The organism is Pseudomonas sp. Marseille-Q5117, from assembly GCF_946901175.1.
Lineage (GTDB): Bacteria > Pseudomonadota > Gammaproteobacteria > Pseudomonadales > Pseudomonadaceae > Aquipseudomonas > Aquipseudomonas iranensis.
Genome location: NZ_CAMPPP010000008.1, coordinates 89,528 through 108,109 on the forward strand (window position 1 = coordinate 89,528; position 18,582 = coordinate 108,109).

16 protein-coding genes are annotated in these 18,582 nt (G+C 60.3%); 8 read left to right on the top strand and 8 right to left on the bottom strand.

The genetic code is table 11. The features are described from left to right. Positions 1-407: 407 nt before the first annotated feature. The 3 genes from recQ (at position 408) to OC605_RS14865 (ending at position 5,347) form a co-directional block, all read left to right on the top strand. Complete coding sequence (gene recQ / locus OC605_RS14855) at positions 408-2,537, top strand: DNA helicase RecQ (protein WP_024012058.1); 2,130 nt, start codon at positions 408-410, stop codon at positions 2,535-2,537. A 439-nt stretch (positions 2,538-2,976) separates the two neighbouring features. Further along, on the top strand, positions 2,977-3,411 hold the full coding sequence (locus OC605_RS14860) for a MarR family transcriptional regulator (protein ID WP_016771142.1): 435 nt from the start codon (positions 2,977-2,979) through the stop codon (positions 3,409-3,411). 127 nt (positions 3,412-3,538) lie between these two features. Continuing rightward, the gene (locus OC605_RS14865) at positions 3,539-5,347 is read left to right on the top strand and encodes a FimV/HubP family polar landmark protein (RefSeq protein WP_262137906.1); all 1,809 of its coding nucleotides are present in this window, start codon (positions 3,539-3,541) and stop codon (positions 5,345-5,347) included. A 104-nt stretch (positions 5,348-5,451) separates the two neighbouring features. Here OC605_RS14865 and OC605_RS14870 read toward each other — a convergent pair whose 3' ends face one another. Continuing rightward, positions 5,452-7,641, bottom strand: coding sequence for a patatin-like phospholipase family protein (locus tag OC605_RS14870; protein WP_262137908.1), 2,190 nt, complete (start codon positions 7,639-7,641; stop codon positions 5,452-5,454). A gap of 71 nt (positions 7,642-7,712) precedes the next feature. On the opposite strand from OC605_RS14870, the gene OC605_RS14875 reads away from it, so the two are divergent. Further along, positions 7,713-8,000 (top strand): SelT/SelW/SelH family protein, encoded by a 288-nt coding sequence (locus OC605_RS14875; RefSeq protein ID WP_186568419.1) that lies wholly within the window; start codon positions 7,713-7,715, stop codon positions 7,998-8,000. On the opposite strand, the gene OC605_RS14880 is transcribed toward OC605_RS14875, so the two are convergent. Continuing rightward, positions 7,994-8,887 carry a DMT family transporter gene (locus tag OC605_RS14880; RefSeq protein ID WP_262137909.1) on the bottom strand — a complete coding sequence of 298 codons (894 nt, stop codon included), beginning with the start codon at positions 8,885-8,887 and terminating at the stop codon, positions 7,994-7,996. The genes OC605_RS14875 and OC605_RS14880 overlap by 7 nt on opposite strands. A 175-nt stretch (positions 8,888-9,062) precedes the next feature. Here OC605_RS14880 and OC605_RS14885 point away from each other — a divergent pair, with 175 nt between their 5' ends. Further along, on the top strand, positions 9,063-9,878 hold the full coding sequence (locus tag OC605_RS14885) for a UDP-2,3-diacylglucosamine diphosphatase (RefSeq protein ID WP_186568422.1): 816 nt from the start codon (positions 9,063-9,065) through the stop codon (positions 9,876-9,878). A 110-nt stretch (positions 9,879-9,988) separates the two neighbouring features. Here OC605_RS14885 and OC605_RS14890 read toward each other — a convergent pair whose 3' ends face one another. Together OC605_RS14890 and OC605_RS14895 are read right to left on the bottom strand one after the other, a co-directional pair. Beyond that, positions 9,989-10,579, bottom strand: a complete 591-nt coding sequence (locus tag OC605_RS14890) for an HD domain-containing protein (RefSeq protein ID WP_262137911.1) — start codon at positions 10,577-10,579, stop codon at positions 9,989-9,991. A 14-nt stretch (positions 10,580-10,593) separates the two neighbouring features. After that, complete coding sequence (locus OC605_RS14895) at positions 10,594-10,905, bottom strand: DUF962 domain-containing protein (protein WP_042607489.1); 312 nt, start codon at positions 10,903-10,905, stop codon at positions 10,594-10,596. A gap of 165 nt (positions 10,906-11,070) precedes the next feature. Between OC605_RS14895 and OC605_RS14900 the strand changes: the two genes are divergently transcribed. Beyond that, a complete protein-coding gene (locus OC605_RS14900; protein ID WP_262137912.1) occupies positions 11,071-12,132 on the top strand; it encodes an AraC family transcriptional regulator in 1,062 nt (353 codons plus the stop codon). On the opposite strand, the gene OC605_RS14905 is transcribed toward OC605_RS14900, so the two are convergent. Then, positions 12,089-13,543 (bottom strand): TrkH family potassium uptake protein, encoded by a 1,455-nt coding sequence (locus OC605_RS14905; protein WP_038363735.1) that lies wholly within the window; start codon positions 13,541-13,543, stop codon positions 12,089-12,091. The genes OC605_RS14900 and OC605_RS14905 overlap by 44 nt on opposite strands. A gap of 121 nt (positions 13,544-13,664) precedes the next feature. On the opposite strand from OC605_RS14905, the gene OC605_RS14910 reads away from it, so the two are divergent. Next, positions 13,665-14,231, top strand: a complete 567-nt coding sequence (locus OC605_RS14910) for a nitroreductase family protein (RefSeq protein ID WP_125925339.1) — start codon at positions 13,665-13,667, stop codon at positions 14,229-14,231. Between the two features lie 244 nt (positions 14,232-14,475). Here the strand turns inward: OC605_RS14910 and OC605_RS14915 are convergent, their stop codons facing one another. From OC605_RS14915 to OC605_RS14925, 3 genes are all read right to left on the bottom strand, one after another. Next, on the bottom strand, positions 14,476-15,594 hold the full coding sequence (locus OC605_RS14915; protein WP_410056003.1) for an IS481 family transposase: 1,119 nt from the start codon (positions 15,592-15,594) through the stop codon (positions 14,476-14,478). A gap of 140 nt (positions 15,595-15,734) precedes the next feature. Further along, positions 15,735-17,075 (bottom strand): sensor histidine kinase, encoded by a 1,341-nt coding sequence (locus OC605_RS14920; protein ID WP_262137914.1) that lies wholly within the window; start codon positions 17,073-17,075, stop codon positions 15,735-15,737. A gap of 176 nt (positions 17,076-17,251) precedes the next feature. Beyond that, on the bottom strand, positions 17,252-17,704 hold the full coding sequence (locus tag OC605_RS14925) for a Spy/CpxP family protein refolding chaperone (RefSeq protein WP_042607494.1): 453 nt from the start codon (positions 17,702-17,704) through the stop codon (positions 17,252-17,254). Between the two features lie 265 nt (positions 17,705-17,969). Here OC605_RS14925 and OC605_RS14930 point away from each other — a divergent pair, with 265 nt between their 5' ends. Next, entirely contained in the window at positions 17,970-18,443 is a 474-nt protein-coding gene (locus tag OC605_RS14930) for a hypothetical protein (RefSeq protein ID WP_262137916.1), read from the top strand. Positions 18,444-18,582: the final 139 nt, after the last annotated feature.

Genomic DNA, 18,582 nt, shown 5'->3' on the forward strand with positions numbered 1-18,582 from the left:
TACGGGGCTACCTTGGGGAATAAACAATGCGGGAATTCTAGGCCTTCTTGCGCGCTCTAGCCAGCCGCTTGGCAGATTTGCCCGAATTACCGGCCTTACTGGGAAGATGAATAACCCTGTGGGAGCGAGCCTGCTCGCGAAGGCGGTGTATCAGGCACTTTTGCATCGACTGACAGGTCGCTTTCGCGAGCAGGCTCGCTCCCACAGGGTTCGGTGTGAGGTCAATAGCAGAGTGAGTCTTCTCAGCGGCGCCCTCTGTGGCGAAGGCCTCGGGTATACTGCCGCGTTTTGCGATCCCTGCCGGCGCTGCGCTGGTCATGCAATGTGTTCTTACGTTTTGTTTAAGCAGCCGAGGCTGCTCTGAACCAGCCTGAGCAGGGATGTATCGGTAGATTTTTGGAGTTTTTATGCTCGAACAGGCTCAACGCGTCCTCAAGGACATCTTCGGCTACGACAGTTTCCGTGGCCGTCAGGGTGCGATCATTGAGCGCGTGGCCAGCGGCGGTGATGCGCTGGTGCTGATGCCTACCGGTGGCGGCAAGTCGTTGTGCTTCCAGGTGCCAGCGCTGTTGCGTGAAGGTCTGGCGGTAGTGGTATCACCGCTGATCGCACTGATGGACGATCAGGTCGCCACCCTTGAAGAACTGGGCGTCGCCGCCGCTGCGCTGAACTCCACGCTGAGCGCCGAGCAGCAGCGCGACCTCGCTCTGCGCATCAAGCGCGGCGAAGTGAAAATGCTCTATCTCGCACCGGAGCGTCTGGTCCAGCCGCGCATGCTGGCATTCCTGCAAAGCCTGGAAATCGCCCTGTTCGCCATCGACGAAGCGCATTGCGTGTCGCAATGGGGCCACGATTTCCGCCGCGAATACCTGCAACTGGGCCAATTGGCAGAGCTGTTCCCCAACGTTCCGCGCATTGCCCTCACCGCGACCGCCGACAAGCGCACCCGCGAAGAAATCGTCGATCGCCTGCACCTGCAGAACGCCGAGCGCTTCCTGTCGAGCTTCGACCGCCCAAACATCTTCTATCGCATCGTGCCCAAGGAGCAGCCGCGCAAACAGTTGCTGGCGTTCCTGGCCGAGCGGCGCAGCGATGCCGGCATCGTGTATTGCCTGTCGCGCAAGAAGGTCGAAGAGGTTGCGGCGTTCCTCAGCGAGCAGGGCTTCCCGGCGCTGCCGTATCACGCCGGTCTGCCCAATGATCTGCGCGCCTATCACCAGAAGCGCTTCCTCAATGAGGAAGGCCTGATCATGGTCGCGACCGTGGCGTTCGGCATGGGCATCGACAAGCCCAACGTACGCTTCGTCGCGCACCTTGATCTGCCTAAATCCCTCGAAGCGTATTACCAGGAAACCGGGCGCGGCGGCCGTGACGGGCTGCCGGCGGATGCGTGGATGGCTTACGGTCTGCAAGACGTCGTGATGCTCAAACAGATGCTGCAGAACTCCGAAGGCGACGAGCGGCACAAGCGTCTGGAGCAGCACAAGCTCGACGCGATGCTGTCGCTGTGCGAAGAGACCCGCTGCCGCCGGCAGGCGTTGCTGGCCTATTTCGACGAAGACATGCCCGAACCGTGCGGGCATTGCGACAACTGTGTCGACGGCGTGCAGACCTGGGACGCCACCGAGCCTGCACGTCAGGCGTTGTCGGCGATTTTCCGCACCGGCCAGCGCTATGGCGTCGGTCATCTGGTCGACGTGTTGCTGGGCAAGGACAACGAAAAGGTGCGCAGCTTCGGCCATCAGCATTTGTCGGTGTTCGGCGTTGGCAAGGCGTTGAGCGAGAGCGAGTGGCGCTCGCTGTTCCGCCAGCTGGTGGCGCGTGGGTTGGCCGATGTCGATCACGAGGGTTATGGCGGTCTGCGCTTGAATGACAGTTGCCGGCCGCTGCTCAAAGGCGAAGTGAAGCTGGAACTGCGCCGCGACCTGAAACCGCAAGTCACCGCCAAAACCGGCAGCAAGAGCCAGGCCAGCCAACTGGTGCGCGGCGAGGAGCGCGAACAGTGGGAAGCCTTGCGCGCACTGCGGCGCAAATTGGCCGAAGAACACGGCGTGCCGCCGTACGTCATCTTCCCCGACTCGACGTTGTTGGAAATGCTCCGCAGCCAGCCGACGTCTCTGGCGGAAATGGCCCGGGTCAGCGGCGTCGGCGCGCGCAAGCTGGAACGCTATGGCGAAGCCTTCCTCGAAGTGCTCGGCGGCGAGGCGGAGGCGCCGAAGGTGGTCGCCGATGTCCGTCACGAGCTGATCACCCTGGCCCGCGCCGGCATGACGCCGCTGCAGATCGCCGGGCAGCTGCAGTGCTCGGAGAAAAACGTCTACGCCATGCTCGCCGAAGCCATCGGCAAGCAGCAATTGTCGCTGGAGCAGGCGCTGGACTTGCCTGAGGAGTTGATGGGCGAAGTGCAGGACGCATTCCTCGATGGTGAGGGCGAGTTGCCGTCGGTCGCTGAAGTGGCTGAGTTGTTTGCCGGGCGTGTGCCTGAAGGCGTGCTGTATTGCGTGCGGGCGGCGTTGCAGTCTGAATTCGAGATGTAATCTGGCCCTTTCCCTCACCCCAGCCCTCTCCCAGAGGGAGAGGGGGCCAACCGCGGTGTCTTGCGTCAGACATCGACCTGCAAGACCGAGTCGATTGTGGATTCACAGCGGATCGTTCAGCTCAGTGTATTTCTGCAGCATCCCCAATCAGTTCCCTCTCCCTCTGGGAGAGGGCTAGGGTAGGGGCTTTCGCAACGTACATCGACCAGGCAGGTCAAGCCGATTATGGATTCAACGAAGCGCTGTCAGGTCGGCGAATTTTCAAAACATCCCCCAATCGGTTCCCTCTCCCTCTGGGAGAGGGCTAGGGTGAGGGGCTTTTGATCTTTGCGCAGTTGTAACGATTCAGTACAGAGCGACTCTTGCCTATAACTGCCGCCCATGCTTAGCTGACTAATAATTAGATTTTCCGTATTTTCAGTCTAACCGTGAGTGTTTTATGCCGTTAACCGATCAACATCGCTTTGGTATGCAACTGGCCCAGATGTCTCGTGGCTGGCGTGCCGAACTGGATCGTCGTCTCGCCGGGCTGGGCCTGTCGCAGGCGCGCTGGCTGGTGCTGCTGCATCTGGCGCGTTTTGAAGAGGCACCGACCCAACGCGAACTGGCGCAGAGTGTCGGCGTCGAAGGCCCGACCCTGGCGCGCTTGCTTGATAGTCTGGAAAACCAGGGACTGGTGCAACGCCAGTCAGTGATGGAAGACCGTCGGGCGAAAAAAATCGTGCTCTGCGCACCTGCGCTGCCCTTGATCGAACAGATCGAAACCATTGCCACGCAGCTGCGCCACGAATTGTTCGAGGGCGTCGATGAGGCGGATTTGAAGGTGTGCATGCGCGTCCACGGTCACATTCTGGCCAACCTGGAAAAATCTTGAGGCACATCCCGCCAGTGATTTTTTGAGAGATCGCGCTGAGCCGACTATAAGAACTACTGGGCAATATCGTGTTCGTACCGGATGTGCGAACGCATAGAAACCGGTTTTGCTTATTTAAGGGATGCTCATGCTCGCAAGTCGGCACGTGCTGCGCGAGGGCGCCAAATGGCTGCTGCTCGCTGGCGTATTCAGCTATTCGACCTGGTCGATGGCGTTGGGGTTGGGCGAAATTACTGTTCACTCAGCCCTCAATCAGCCGTTCAAGGCCGACATCGCGCTGGTCGATGTCGGCACGTTGACGCAAAACGATCTCTCGGCCAGCCTGGCTTCGGCGGATGAATTCGGCCGGGCCGGCGTCGAGCGGGTGTTCTTTCTCAATGACCTCAAGTTCACCCCGATCCTGCGCGGCAGCCGCCAGATGATTCGGGTGACGTCCGGCAAACCGGTCAACGAACCTTTCCTGAATTTCCTCGTGCAACTCGATCAGCCCAACGGCCGTCTGCTGCGCGAGTACACGGTGCTGATCGACCCGCCGGGTTCGCCGGGCATCGTGCCCGCCACCGACGAGCCGGATCCGCGCCCGCAATCCTCTGAATTTCCAACCGTCGAACCGGTTACCGCACCGCCCCAGGCTGCCCAGGGCAAACGCACTGCCGCGCCTGTGCCGCCAACGCCAACGGCACGTGCCAACGATACGCAGGCCGAGCAGCTGGCCGCCAGTGTGCTGCTCACCCAGCAACTGCAAAAGACCCTCGACGAACAGAACCTCAGGCTGCAAGAGCAGCAAGTGCAAATAGCCGACGGCAAGAAGCAGATCGAGGAGTTGCAAACCCGTCTGGCCGAAGTGCAGAAGCCACCGCCACCACCCGTGGTCGCGCCGGCTCCGGCCGCGGCTTCAGCCCCGGTAGAGGCGGCAGACGATGGCGTGAACTGGCCGCTGCTCGGCGGACTGATATTGCTGCTGGGCGTGCTGGCTGCGTTGCTCATACGTCGCCGTCAGCAACGTTCGACAGCCGATGGCACGCCGACGCCGCTATTGCCTGTGAACGCCGAAGAAGACGTCGACGAGCCCGAGCTTCAACAATCTGTCGGTGCGCACGCGGCCGCCGATCATCGCGACGAGCCCGGTGCCGGCGACGTGCTTGAGGCCGTGGGCATCTATCTGGCCTACGGCCGACTCAGCGAAGCGGCCGGGCTGCTGCGCGATGCCTTGCACAAGGAGCCTGAACGCATCGATCTCGGTCTGCAGTTGCTGGAGGTTCTTGGGCGCCAAGGTGACAGTGGCGCTTTTGAACAGCAGGAAAACCGCCTGCGTGGCCTTGACGTCGATGACCGTGAACTGATTGAAATCCGCGCTCGCCATCCAAAACTGGCAGGCGCCGCACCGGCGGCATTTGCAGCAACGCCTACCGCACCCGAACTGCCCGTGGCCACGGCAGCGACCGCAGTCGCGCCGCTTGCAGCGTCGCCCAGCGCTCTCGAGGATGATTTCGAATTGAATCTGGGCGAGCTGTCGATGGATGCAAATTGGGATCTGAACGACAGCCGCGCTGATGCCGCCTCACCGCCGGTCGATGATCCGGCGCTGGGCACCAGCCTGTCGATGCTACCTGTCGATTTCGAACTGCCACAGGCTCAATCTGGCGAAGAAGCCGAGCTTGAATGGATCCCCGAACCCGACGCCCAGCCGCTCGACGACGACTTCCTCAATGAGTTCGGCGATCCCGAGCCGTCGCTGGTGCTGGAACCACTTGATCTGCAATCACCCGAGTCCACCGAAACCGACACCGAAGCCGCCGGCAAGCTCGAACAGGCGCAAACCTGTATCGACGACGGCGACATCGACAGTGCGATCGCGCTGCTCAATGAATTGCTCAAGGAAGGGGACGAGCCGTTGAAGCAAACCGCGAGGACGTTGTTGGCGGGGATACGCTGAGCGCCAACGGATTTCGTGTTCATCCGAGACCGCTATCGCGAGCAGGCTCGCTCCCACAATGGAATGCGCTCTATCCTGTGGGAGTGAGCCTGCTCGCGAAGGCGTCAGAACGTCTGCCCCAGATTCAGGTAAACCGCCTGCTCATCCGCATCATTCAACCCATAAGTGAAATTCAACGGCCCCAGCGGCGTGTCGAAGCCGATAAACACACTCGCGGCATTGATGTAGCCGCTGTCGAATTCATTGTCGTTGTTCCACGCCCGACCGCGCTCCAGCGAGGCGCCGGCGTACAGCGGGAAGTCCAGCGGCAGGTACGAGCGCGGCGTCAGGCGGCGGTAGTACACGGCGCGCATCAGGCTGACGTTCTGCCCGGACAGCGCATCCTCTCGGAACCCCGACAACTGCCGCGCGCCGCCGAGCAGGAAGCTCGAAGTCACCACGTTGGCATCGTCCAGCGTCCGACCGTAGCGCCCGCCGAGTATCAGCGTATCCGGCCCGTGGCTCATGGCCTTGTCGAAATTCACTTCCCATTGACGATAGCGCGTGTCCGAGCTCAGTCCCGGTTCGAATTGCGTAAAGGTCAGGCTGACGTCCTTGCCCTCGTGTGGAAAGTAGACGTTGTCCAGAGAGTCGTAGGAATACTTCACGGTGTAGAAGCCTTCGTTGAAACTTTCGCTCGGCAGATCCTGATCACCGATGCGCACGTCAGCCTTGCCCCAGGCCTGCCCAACGCCGAGTCGCACTTCACCGTTGTTGCCGATCTGCCGCCCAAGGTTGAGGCCGAAGCCGTAACGCTCGACGCGATACTGGGCGATCGGATCGTTATCTAGCACCGAGTCAACGTTCTGCGCCTCGAACGACCCATAGGGCGCGACGAAGTAGCGAGAGCCGACGTCCAGCGGCTGATAGAACTCGCTGTACAGCTCCTGCTTGTCGCCGATCTGCGCGCGGGTCAGCCATTCCGCGCCGAGGCGGTTAATGCCGTTGACGCGATAACTGGCGCCAAGATTGAAAGCACTGTCGCCGCGCATGTCGTCCGATAGATTCAAACCGACCCGCAAGTAATCGGTACCGCTGCGCTTGCCGCTGGCGCTGATGACCAGGGTGTGATCCTGGCCTTTATGCACCACGCGGTAACGCACTTGATCGAAGTAATCGAGGCCGTACAACGTGCCCATGTCCGAATGCAGGCGGCCCAGGTCCAGCGGCGCGCCGATCGGCTGGCGGATGTAATAGCGGATCACGTCATCGTCGACCTTCGAGTCATTTTCGACCCGGATCGCGGTGATGATCGGCGTGCGCTGACCAGGCTGGCGGGCGGCGTTCAATTCCGCGTCCTGGGGTTGAGTCGGCTTCAGCTGCGCCAGCCGCGCATCGAGGACCCGTGTGGCGCGGTAACCGGCGTCGATCATCTCTTGAGCCTTGCCGAAGTCGGTCACGCCGAACGCGGCCAGCGCAGGCTGGATCAACACGTCATTGGCATGCAGAGTCGCCAGTTGTTCTTCGGAGTTGCGCCGGGTCATCAGGGTGATCGACTGATTGAGCACATCGACCACCGTGGTCAGTTGCTTGCGGTTGCGCAGCGGCGTGCCGATATCGACGACGATGGCGATGTCGACGCCCATCTCCCGCGCGACATCCAGCGGGATGTTGTCGGTCATGCCGCCGTCCACCAGCAGGCGCCCGTCGAGCTCGACCGGGGCGAACACTGCGGGGATCGACATGCTCGCGCGGATCACTTGCGGCAGGTGGCCTTTGCGAAACACCACTTTTTCGCCATTGGCGATGTCGGTGGTTACGGCGCGAAACGGGATCGGCAGTTTGTCGAAGTCGCGGGTGTCGCTGGTGTGGGCCAACAGGCTTTCCAGCAGCAGTGCGAGGTTCTGGCCCTGAATCACCCCCAATGGCAGGCCGAGACTGCCGTCGTCGCGGAAGCTCAGTTTCTGTTTCACCAGAAAGTCGCGGTCGTCCTGCTTGCGTCGAAATGGCACGTCCTCACGCGGCGGGGCGTCGGACAGCGCCGCTTGCCAGTCGATGCTCAGGGCTAGTTTTTCCAGTTCATCGATCTTGTAGCCCGAGGCGTACAGCCCACCGACCACCGCGCCCATGCTGGTGCCGGCAATCGCATCGATCCTGATGCCTTGTTCTTCCAGCGCCTTGAGCACGCCGATGTGCGCCAGCCCACGCGCAGCACCGCCGGACAGCACCAGGCCGACTTTCGGTCGTGGCGCTTCACTGGCGTGAACCAGCAGGGGAAGGAAACCAAGCAGCAGGCAAAACAGCAAACGGCGCATTGTGAGTCTCGGGGCAAGCGGTAAAGCCGGCTATTATAGCGGCGCCCTCTGTCTCAGGAGTTTCAGCGATCATGACCGTCGCCAAAGCCGAAGTTGTCATCACTTATTGCACTCAATGCCAGTGGCTGCTACGCGCGGCGTGGCTGGCCCAGGAGCTGCTCAGCACCTTCGCTGACGATCTGGGCAAAGTGTCATTGGTGCCGGGCACCGGCGGGGTGTTTCACATCACCTGCGCGGGCGTGCAGATCTGGGAGCGCAAGGCCGACGATGGTTTCCCCGAGGCCAAGGTATTGAAGCAGCGAGTGCGCGATCAGATCGATCCTGACCGCGACCTCGGCCACAACGACCGCACTCAGTGAGAAGCGGCCTCGGCGGCGACGGTTTTCTTGTCGGCCGAGCCTGACATCCGCGCCGACACTACGATAGCGATGATGATCAACGCGCCACCGATGAGCATGCGCAGTGTCGGGGTTTCACTGAACAGCAGCCAGGCGAGGGTGATGCCGTAAACCGGCTCCATGGCGAACACCACCGCCGCGGTGCGCGCCTTGATTACCGCCAGACTGGCGACGAACAGGCTGTGCGCCACGCCCGTGCAAAACACCCCGAGCAGGGCGATCCACAACCAGTCCAGCGCTCGAACCTGACTCAACTGCGGTGCCGCGACCGGCAACAGACACAGCGCCACGACGACGTTCTGGCACAACGCCGCCTGCACCGCCGGGATGCGTCCGGAACTGGCGCGGTTGGTCAGCGACAGCAGGGAAAACAACAGGCCGGACAACACCGCCCAAAGGAGGCCGACGGTCGCGCCGCTGCCCAGATCAAATGCGGGCGTCACCAGCACCAGACCGATGCTGACCAATACCACCAGAACGATTTCATTGGGGCGGATGCGTTCGCGGAAGATCAGTCCTTCGAGAATCACCGTGAACGCCGGGAAACTGGCAAAGCCCAAGGTGGCGATGGCCACCCCGGCGATCTTCACCGATACGAAAAAACTCACCCAGTGCCCAGCCAGCAACACGCCGCTCAGCGCCAACCGTCGCCAGTCCAGCGCCTGTAGTTTTTGCCAGCCGCTCTGACTGGCAAATCGAGCGAAGAAGGCCAGCGCGAGCACGGCGAAGGCGGCGCGGCCGAACACTATGACCGCCGGCGATGCGGCAGCGAGTTTGCCGAACACACCGGTCAGGCCGAACATCAAAGCGCCAATATGCAGGGCGCCAAGGGCGGTACGCGGAGTCATTGCATTCCTTGAAGACAGAACAATTGCGCGCCAGTCTAAATCGCTGTCGCCGTCGCGTCTGTCATCCGATTCCTCAATTTTGAACGATGTGCGCTGTCACACGACTGACGCACGCCTGTCACGGTCGATTAACCGCGCGCGCGCAAGCTGGCGAAAACATCGCAGAGGGTTGCCCATGACCAGCGCCGAGCTCGCCCGACCCAGCCGCAAACAACGGGTGCGAACCCTGTGGATCTCCGATGTGCACCTGGGCACGCGGGATTGCCAGGCCGAGCACTTGTCGCAATTTCTCAAGGGCTACCACGCCGACAAGGTTTATCTGGTCGGTGACATCATCGATGGCTGGAAACTGCGCAGCGGCATGTACTGGCCGCAAGCCCACACCAACGTCATCCGCCGTCTGCTGACCATGAGCAAGCGCGGCACCGAGGTGATCTACGTCACCGGCAACCATGACGAATTCCTGCGGCGCTATTCGAAGCTGATTCTGGGCAATATCCAGTTGGTCGACGAAGCGGTGCATGTCACCGCCGATGGCCGGCATTTGCTGGTGATCCACGGCGATCAGTTCGATGTGATCACCCGTTATCACCGCTGGCTGGCGTTTCTCGGCGACTCGGCTTATGAATTCACCCTGACGCTCAACCGCTGGCTCAATCACTGGCGCGCGCGTTATGGCTATGGTTATTGGTCCCTGTCGGCCTATCTGAAACATAAAGTGAAGACTGCGGTGAGTTTCATCAGCGACTTTGAAGAAGCCATCGCCCACGAATGTGTGAAGCGCGGACTGCATGGCGTAGTCTGCGGGCATATTCACCATGCCGAGATTCGCAAGGTGGGCGAGGTGGACTACCTCAATTGCGGCGACTGGGTCGAATCGTGCACAGCGCTGATCGAGCATTGGGACGGCACGATCGAGTTGTATCGGCTGGCGGATGCCCAGGCGCGAGAGGCGGAATTGAAAGCTGCCAAAGTTGCCGAAATCGCCTGAGCGAAAAAGTACCCTGTGGGAGCGAGCCTGCTCGCGAAGGCGTAGTGTCAGACAAAACTTATGTGCCTGATACAGCGCTTTCGCGAGCAGGCTCGCTCCCACATGTGGTCTTAGGCCGGGCTGTGTTCATGCATCGCAGCCTTGTAGATCGAGTTCTTCGGCTGCGCGAACAGCCTTTCCATCATTGGCTCGAAGAAACTCAGCGGCAGCGTGTCATACGCCGGATCAAACGCCGCCGCGTCGTACTTGGCGCAAAATTCGGCAGTGGCCTGGAACTGCGGATGATCCTTGAATTGCTCGCGCAAATGCCGGTCCATGCCCAGGTGATGAAAGAAGTAATAGCCCTGAAAGATGCCGTGCTTCTCCACCATCCACAGATTTTCCGCACTCACGAACGGCTTGAGAATCGCTGCGGCGATGTCCGGATGATTATAGGAACCGAGGGTGTCGCCAATGTCGTGCAACAGCGCGCAGACCACGTATTCCTCGTCACGCCCGTCGCGAAAGGCGCGGGTCGCGGTTTGCAACGAGTGGGTCAGGCGATCCACCGGGAAACCGCCGAAGTCGCCCTCAAGCAGCTTCAGATGCGCGAGGATCCGCGACGGCAGCTGTCTGGCATAGGCACTGAAATCAGCGGCGATGATCGCCCAGTCTTCCTCGGTGCCGTCCTTCATATGGGTGAAGCGAGCATGGGCATTCATGTGCAGACCCTCATTCAGAACGCCACGCGACCGAGAATCATGTCGCGGTACATGACGAAATCGCCGAGCAGGCTGTATAGCGGATGCTGAAACGTCGCCGGGCGGTTTTTCTCGAAAAAGAAATGGCCGATCCAGGCAAAGCTGTAACCGGCCAGAGGTAGCGCGAGCAACAGCAGCCAGGCGCCTTTGGCGATGCTCAGGGCGAGAATGAAGATGACCAGAGAAGTGCCGATGAAATGCAGACGACGGCAGGTGCTGTTGCTGTGTTCGGCGAGGTAATACGGATAGAACTCGGCGAAGCTGTTGAACCGCTTGATGTTTTCCACGACCGCGCTCTCTGTGGTGATTGTTCTGGCGACAAGTTGTTCGGCGGGGAGCTTATTTGAGTCTAGAGTGATCATTGGCGTGGGCCAGTGACAATCGGCGCCACTTTAGTATCCTTCGCAAATAGGGCGGTTATCTGCAGCCCGTCATGTAAAAGAATAACAACCATGAGCGAACGAACGACTTCTGCAAGCTGGGCGATGGGGATTGTCAAAGCACTGGAGATGGACGGCCTGGATTGCCGGGTTCTGTTCAGGCAGCTGGGGCTGGATTTCAGTGCCTTGGAAGATCCGGATGCGCGCTTCCCGCAGGATTCCATGACCCGGCTCTGGCAGCGCGCGGTCGAGGTGTCCGGCAACCCGGCGATCGGCCTGAACATGGGCAAAGTGGTGCGCCCGGCCTCGTTTCATGTCGCCGGCTACGCGCTGATGTCGAGCAACACGCTGGCCGAAGGCTTCCAGCGTCTGGTGCGCTATCAACGCATCATTGCTGAAAGCGCTGACCTGAGCTTTCGCCTGCTCGACGAAGGCTACGCGCTGATACTCACCGTGCACGGCGATCATCTGCCGCCGACCCGGCAGAGCGCCGAAGCGTCACTGGCCTGTGCACTGGCGCTGTGCGGCTGGCTGACCGGGCGCCCGCTGCACCCGGTCAAAGTGTTGGTTCAGGGCGATCAGCCGATAAATCTGCAACCTTATAAGGAAGCCTTCCACGCACCGCTGGTGTTCAACGCGCCTTACGATGCGTTGATCTTCGAACGTGCTGACATGGAAGCACCATTGCCCACCGCAAACGAGGCCATGGCGCTATTGCATGACCGTTTTGCCGGGGAATATCTGGCGCGGTTTTCCGAAAGCCGCGTGACGCACCGGGCACGCCAGGTGTTGTGTCGTTTGTTGCCCCAGGGCGAGCCCAAGCGTGACACCGTGGCGCAGACGCTGCACCTGTCGCAGCGCACTTTGCAGCGGCGCTTGCAGGAGGAGGGCACCAGTTTCCAGCAATTGCTCGACGACACCCGGCGTGAATTGGCCGAACAATATCTGGCGCAACCGAGCATGACCTTGCTGGAAATCGCCTACCTGCTGGGCTTTGCCGACCCGAGCAACTTCTTCCGCGCGTTCCGCCGCTGGTTCGACACCACGCCCGGCGAGTACCGCTTGCGCCTGACGCAGGTGCCGGACGCGGTCAATGACGCCAGAACGCCGGAATACACAGCACAAACACCGTAATGATCTCCAGTCGGCCGAGCAGCATGCCGAACGACAGAATCCACTTCGCCGCATCCGGCAGCGTCGCGAAGTTGCCGGCCGGGCCGATGGTTTCGCCCAGACCCGGGCCGACGCCCGACACGGTGCTGGCGGCGCCGGTCAGCGCGGTCATCCAGTCGACCCCGAGCAGCGACAGCAGCAGGGCGATCACGCAGATGGTGATGGCGAAGAAAAACGAGAAGGTCAGGATCGAACGGACAATTTCTTCGTCGAGGCGGTGACCGTTGTACTTCTGCTTGATCACCGCGCGCGGGTGGATCAGTTGATTGAGGTTGGCCTTGAGCAGGATGTAGGCGACCTGGAAACGGAAAATCTTGATCCCGCCCGCTGTCGAACCTGAGCAGCCGCCGACAAAGCCCAGATAGAAAAACAGCATCAGCGAGAAGTTGCCCCACAGGCTGTAGTCACCGAGGGCAAAACCGGTGGTGGTGACTACCGAGGTCACGTTCAGCGCCACATGCCGTAGCGCTTCCAGCCAATGCAGCTTGGTGGTCCACCAGTACCAGGTGCCGAGCACCAGCCATGTCACCAGCAACATTGCCAGCAAACCCTGCACCTGTTGATCCTTGATCAACGCCCGGCGGTTGCCACGCAACGTCGCCACGTACAGGGTGAACGGCAGGCTGCCGAGGATCATGATGACGATCGCCACCCAGTGCACCGCCGGTTGTGTCCACTTCGCCAGCGACTGGTCAGAGGTCGAGAAACCACCGGTGGAAATCGCCGACATCGCGTGGTTGATCGCATCGAACGGGCTCATTCCCGCCCACCAGAACGCCAGGCTGCCGAGAATGGTGATGCCGACGTAGGCCGCCACGATCAGCCGCGCCACCATGTGCGAGCGCGGCATGACCTTTTCCGAGCGGTCCGAGGACTCGGTCTGGAACAGGCGCATGCCACCGATACGCAGCAGCGGCAGAATCGCCACCGCCATGCCGATAAAGCCGATGCCGCCGATCCAGTGCAGCAGCGAGCGCCACATCAAAATCCCCGGCGACATGTTGTCCAGGCCGTTGAGCACGGTGGAGCCGGTGGCGGTGATGCCGGACATGCTTTCGAAGAACGAGTCGGTGTAGCTGATGTGCTGGGTCAGCAGAAACGGCAGCGCGGCGAAGATGCACACCACCAGCCAGCTGCTGACCGTCAGCAGATACATGTCGCGCGGGCGCAGGTGGATGTGTTCGGGTCTGCCGGGTATCACCAGAGCGAGGCCGGCGACAAAGGTGATCATGCTCGCCCAGAGGAACGACGGCAGGTCGCTGGTGCGCTCGAAAATCACCAGCGTGGCCATCGGCACGACCATGGCCACAGCCAGGGTGATCAGGAAGATGCCGATGATGAAACCAATGATCCGTAAGGTCGGCAACGCCATGAAATCCGCTCGGGCTGGTGGGAGAAGGGCGCCATTCTACCTGTGGGGCAAGGCATGTAAACCGGCAGGCGCTGCGCAGATGAAGCTAGAATAGCCGCACATTTTTCAAAGGAGGTGGCCGATGCAGGCTCTCGACGCGTTGCTCAACCGTGTTTCCGTTCCCCGACTGGTCGAACCGGCCCCCACTGCCGAGCAGCGCGAAGCCCTGTTCGGCGCGGCCTTGCGTGCCCCGGATCACGGGCACTTGCAGCCGTACCGCTTTTTGACCGTCGAAGGCGCAGCGCGTGAGCAAATGGGCGAGTTGCTGGCCGAGGCGGCCCGCCAGCAGAGCGGCGAAGTCACCGAAGCGATGATCGACAAGGCCCGCAACGGCCCACTGCGCGCGCCGCTGGTGGTTGTGGTCATCGCGAAATTCCAGGAACACGTGAAATACCCGAAGGCCGAGCAACTGCTCACGGCCGGCTGTGCGGCCCACGGTATCTTGCTCGCGGCGTATGCGCAGGGGATTGGCGCGGTGTGGCGCACCGGGGATCTCGCGTACTCGAAGCATGTGGCCGAAGGCTTGGGGCTGGTGGAAGGCGAGGAGGTGATCGCGTTCCTCTACCTCGGCACACCGCAGAAAGAGCCGCGCGTGGCGGAGAAGGTTGATCTGGCTGAGTTCGTCAGCGCCTGGCCCGGTAAAGCCTGAAGATCAAAAGCCCCTCACCCTAACCCTCTCCCAGAGGGAGAGGGGACTGATTGGGGGATGCTTTGGAATTACACCGACCTGAGCGTCCTTCGCTGAATCCAGCGTCGGGATACCGGACGTCTGGTTTCTGCGAATCCATAAGGTCGATGCACAACGGCAGACACCTCGGTCGGCCCCCTCTCCCTCCGGGAGTGTATGTACCGGAGACATGGTGGACACATTTTCGGAGACATGGTGGACGGTTTTAGATCTTCTTACCTGCCGTCACGATCTGCAAGTTCAAGTCGATTCGAGCGACACGATGTCTACTCCAGTAGACATCGTGGATGCCGTCTTCCGTCGTCTCCCTGATCGCTATGCACCTGCCGTAAAAAGCCTTTCCGATCTTGTATTCCCGGTTTTTCCAGAAGATTTCACCTCCCACCTGTACCTTCCTGACCACATCTGCGTCGTTGTAATCCGGCTCCGCCGGTTGCTCCTGATATTCCCGTGGGCTGCCACTGTAACGAGTCGCCGGCACCGCCATGCCCAGCGCCTGATGAGGGCGCTTCTGGTTGTAGATGTCGCGCCAGGTATCAAACGCCCGTTGTGCGTCGTCGAGATCGGTGAAATACCGGCCTTGCAGGACTTCACTTTTCAGGCTGCGATGGAAGCGTTCCAGTTTTCCCTGAGTTTGCGGGTGATAAGGCCGGGAGTGGCCAACCTTGATGCCCTGGCTCATCAGCCAGACTTCCAGCGCGGTGTAAACGCCAGTCTGATCGCCCCATGGCGAGCCGTTGTCCATCGTCATGCGTAACGGCAAGCCGTAACGTCGAAACGCCCGCATTAGATGGTCCTGAACGGTTTGGCGCTGCTCATTGGCACATGCGGCAATACACAACGAAAAGCGTGAGTGATCGTCCAGTATCGTGAATGGATGGCAGCGTCCTTGGCTCAGGCCGAAGTGTCCCTTGAAGTCGATCTGCCATAGATCGTTAGGCGCTTCGTGCTCAAATCGGATAAATGGTTTGATCTCGGCAGCCTTTGGATCAACACGCGAATGACGCTGTAAAACCGCATGCACCGTGCTGACAGAGGGCATCACAGCGCCTTCGTCTTCCAGCACGCGCTTGAGCTTGCGGGCACCCCAAGCCTCGTATTGCTGACTCATGGTCAAAATTTGCTGCTCAACCTCTTCAGCACAACGTTTGGGTGATGTTTTCGGTCGCCGGGACTGATCGTGCAAGCCCTCTGCACCCGAGGTTTCAAACCTGTTGAGCCATTTGTAGGCAGTACTTGGGCTGATATTGAATCGACGGCAAAGCTGCCGAACATTCGACCCTTCTTGCCGAGCTAAACGCACAAACTCTGTACGAAGTTGCATGGTGGATGCCTCTTGCCAGGACACAGGTCATCTCCTTGATGATGAGCAATGTGCCTATTAAAAAGTGTCCACCATGTCTCCGAACACCTGTCCACCATGTGTCCGGTACATACAGGGAGAGGGCTGGGGTGAGGGGCTTTTCAGGGCTGGACCACGACTCCCGGTACCAACGGCAATTCCAGACTCGCCACAAAGCCGCCCTGCGGATGATTGGCCAGCGTCAGCGTGCCGCCATGCCGTTCTGCCGCCCGTTTGGCGATCGCCAGCCCTAGGCCATGCCCGGCAGCGGTCTGCCCCGGCGCCCGGTAGAACGGCTCGCCCAACTGACTCAGATGTTCGGTCTGCACCCCCGGCCCGTGGTCGCGCACGCTGATGACAATCCGCTCTCCCTGCCGCGCAGCCTGCAATTCGATCGGCTGATCGCTCGGGTTGAAGCGCTGGGCGTTGCGCAGCAGATTGTCCACGGCGCGCTCGATCATCGTTGGCCAGCCTTTGAGATTCAACTGCGGCTCGGCTTGCAGGCGCACGGTCTGCTCGGGGGAGCTGAGCTGCGCATCCTTTTGCAGCGTGGCGAGCAACGCATTCAGGTCCACTTCTTCAGCGCTGGCGTTGTCGGCATCGACTCGCGCCAGCACCAGAATTTCACTGATCAACGCCTCCAACCGGTCGCATTCGCGGGTCAGCCGTGGCCACAGTTTCTCGCGCTCTTGCGGGTTGGCACGCTCGGCCAAAGCCAGCGCGATGCGCAGGCGCGCCAGTGGTGAGCGCAGTTCGTGGGAGACATCGCGCAGCAACTGGCGCTGACTGCCGATCAGACTTTGCAGGCGCGCGCCCATGCGGTTGAAGTCGGTAGCCAGCACGCCGAATTCGTCACGGCGGTTGGCCAGTTTCGCCAAGCTGTTCTGCTGATATGTGGTCTGCCCCAGATCATGCACCGCGCCGCGCAAGCGACTCAGTGGGCGGGTGATGGAGAAAGTCACGAGCAAACTGAACAGGGTCAGCACCACCAGCGCGATGCCCAGCGCACTCAGCGGCCAGAGCAGACTTTCGCGGTGCCAGGCGTCGAGTTCGGGGTGCGGGATGCGGTAGATGAACAGGTAGGTATCACCGGTTTTTTCACTGGTGATCTCGTCGGTCAGACGCCGCCACGGCAGGCGGCGGTCATCGTTGTTCTGCCGCGCTTCGAATGCTGCGGCGCGGCGCGGGAAGGTACCACGCACCACCGGATCGCCGGTTTCGTTGAGCACCTGAACGTCGATGTGATACTGGCGTTTACGTTGTTCGAGAATGTCCTGCGCGGCTTCTTCGCCCTGGGTTTCGTAAGTCTGCGTCCATTCTGCCGCCAGCGTGTTGAGGCCGGGATGGCGGCTGAGAATCCATGCGTCCTGATTGAGCATGTGCCCGAGCAGGATCGACAGCCCGGCTACCAGAGCGATGGCCAGCCAGAAGCTCGCAAGAATCCGCCAGAACAGTGAACGCACAGAAACTCCTCGAAAATCACACCGTTCAAATGTGGGAGCGAGCCTGCTCGCGAAGACGTAGTGTCAGGCAATCCATCCCTGGCTGATACACCGCCTTCGCGAGCAGGCTCGCTCCCACATTCGATTTGAATGGAACAGGCCCGACGAGGTGAGTCGTCGGGCCCAGGGTCAAGCCATTATTGCGCCTTTTGTGCCTGCTGCGCTTTCCAGGCCTTGAACTCGGCCCATTCGGCACGGCGTTCGGCGCGTTTCTTCTGGATTTCGTCGAACTGCTTCTGTTGCTCGGGCTTAAGCAGTGCACGGACATCGGACTCGGCTTTCTTGTGGTTGGCCGCGATCTCGTCCTTCATGGCTTTCTGGTCGGCCGGCGAGAGTTTTTCCAGGTACTTGTCGACCACCTGCTTACGCTCGTGCATCTGCTCGCCCATGATCTTGCGAATCTGCTCGCGCTGTTCGCGGGTCAGGTCGAGCTGGCTGTACGGGCCTTTGCCGTGCATGCCACCGTGCATCTGACCACCGTGGCGCGGGCCATCCAGCGGACCACCGAGCGGACCGCCATCTTGCGGCATGGCCATGGCCACGGTTGGCAGAGCGGCAGCGAACATCAGAGCGATAAGAGTCTTGCGCATGGTGTATCTCCTTGTCTCGTTCCCGGTACGTTCCGGATGAGTGCAGATTACGCAGATCAAGGTCAGCGGCGGTCAGCGCAGCGTAAAGCTTCGGTAAAGACGTTTCGTGCCCGGCCTTACACATACGCTGTGCAGGAGGTGCTGAAGGCTGCGATCTTTTGGATAATGCACGGGCCGAGGCTGTGATCACTCATTTAGACGGTATTGTCGTTCAGCAAAAGAACAACGGCTGCGTGCCTTAGCAAAGCGAATACCGAGATTTCCTATGACAAATAAAACGTTTACCAGGCAAGTTGGCCCGTGGCTGATGGCAGCTTTATCGGTCAATGCGATTTTTTTGGCATTCCTGATTTTTGATCATGGTTCGCAGGGGCACGATATGAAGATGATCAAAACTAAAGAACCGTTACTGATCGAGGGTCCAAACGGCGACGAGAATTACTACGTGCTGCCGCAGGGTACTACGCTATATCACGATAAAAGCTTTCCTGAAGGGCATGATCGTTATGTGATGTATCTCAACCATAAGGGTACGGTTGCCCACGAAGAAGTACCGATGAAGCCTGAGTACGGCGGTTCTTTCATTGATCCGCTCTGGCTGGCAAATGTTGATGCGAATACTTTGCAAGAAATTTTCAAGCGTTTTCCACTTTCCAAAAAAGACATTGCCGCTGCCATTAAGGCCAACGAGATAACCAAGTACGATTTGGCCGACATTATTCGTTCGATGCCCGATTAACCACTGCAAAGCCACCGACGGCTGCATTCCCATAGAGTGCGTGGAAATCAGATACCCCTGTAGGAGTGAGCCTGCTCGCGATGGCGGTGTGTCAGACCAGAACGTGTTGACTGACACACCGCCATCGCGAGCAGGCTCA

Coding starts and splice junctions, on each gene's coding strand:
- OC605_RS14890 (WP_262137911.1), bottom strand. CDS start 10,579: ATGAATGCCCATGCTCGCTTCACCCATATGAAGGACGGCACCGAGGAA.
- OC605_RS14865 (WP_262137906.1), top strand. CDS start 3,539: ATGCTCGCAAGTCGGCACGTGCTGCGCGAGGGCGCCAAATGGCTGCTG.
- OC605_RS14910 (WP_125925339.1), top strand. CDS start 13,665: ATGCAGGCTCTCGACGCGTTGCTCAACCGTGTTTCCGTTCCCCGACTG.
- OC605_RS14880 (WP_262137909.1), bottom strand. CDS start 8,887: ATGACTCCGCGTACCGCCCTTGGCGCCCTGCATATTGGCGCTTTGATG.
- recQ (WP_024012058.1), top strand. CDS start 408: ATGCTCGAACAGGCTCAACGCGTCCTCAAGGACATCTTCGGCTACGAC.
- OC605_RS14915 (WP_410056003.1), bottom strand. CDS start 15,594: ATGCAACTTCGTACAGAGTTTGTGCGTTTAGCTCGGCAAGAAGGGTCG.
- OC605_RS14860 (WP_016771142.1), top strand. CDS start 2,977: ATGCCGTTAACCGATCAACATCGCTTTGGTATGCAACTGGCCCAGATG.
- OC605_RS14885 (WP_186568422.1), top strand. CDS start 9,063: ATGACCAGCGCCGAGCTCGCCCGACCCAGCCGCAAACAACGGGTGCGA.
- OC605_RS14875 (WP_186568419.1), top strand. CDS start 7,713: ATGACCGTCGCCAAAGCCGAAGTTGTCATCACTTATTGCACTCAATGC.
- OC605_RS14900 (WP_262137912.1), top strand. CDS start 11,071: ATGAGCGAACGAACGACTTCTGCAAGCTGGGCGATGGGGATTGTCAAA.
- OC605_RS14870 (WP_262137908.1), bottom strand. CDS start 7,641: ATGCGCCGTTTGCTGTTTTGCCTGCTGCTTGGTTTCCTTCCCCTGCTG.
- OC605_RS14930 (WP_262137916.1), top strand. CDS start 17,970: ATGACAAATAAAACGTTTACCAGGCAAGTTGGCCCGTGGCTGATGGCA.
- OC605_RS14905 (WP_038363735.1), bottom strand. CDS start 13,543: ATGGCGTTGCCGACCTTACGGATCATTGGTTTCATCATCGGCATCTTC.
- OC605_RS14925 (WP_042607494.1), bottom strand. CDS start 17,704: ATGCGCAAGACTCTTATCGCTCTGATGTTCGCTGCCGCTCTGCCAACC.